The sequence below is a fragment of the Brevibacterium sp. FAM 24630 genome (genome assembly GCF_049804075.1).
Taxonomy (GTDB): domain Bacteria; phylum Actinomycetota; class Actinomycetes; order Actinomycetales; family Brevibacteriaceae; genus Brevibacterium.
The window spans coordinates 1-333 of record NZ_JBNBZD010000089.1; the positions used below are offsets into that span (position 1 = coordinate 1).

At 57.4% G+C, this 333-nt stretch carries 1 protein-coding gene; it reads right to left on the minus strand.

All coding sequences use genetic code 11. From position 1 onward, the window contains the following. Positions 1-333: transposase-like zinc-binding domain-containing protein (locus tag ACPUD7_RS17860; RefSeq protein WP_425120663.1), on the minus strand; the 333-nt coding region annotated here is incomplete at both ends.

Sequence of the window (333 nt, forward strand, 5' to 3'; positions counted from 1 at the left end):
GAGTGCCGGTGTAGGCGATGAGCACGCACCAACCGTTGAAGTAGGTGCCGTCGAGCATGATCTGGTCATGGATCTCGCCTGTCAGGACCACCCTGGGGGTTACGTTCCAGCACCATTGAATCTTTCGTGTGAAGGTACGAGTGCTGGTAGCGAAATCGCCTCGTGGCTGCGTGCTGGTCAACCATGCGATGAAGCTGGTGAAGTCTGCCTTCTTCGCCGAATCGGTGCGCGTCTGAATTGCTGAACAGCCGCAGTGTTTGCACCGCCACCTGGTGCGTCCGGCACCGGTTTTGCCATTCTTGACGAGCTTGTTTGCACATACACCACAGACGG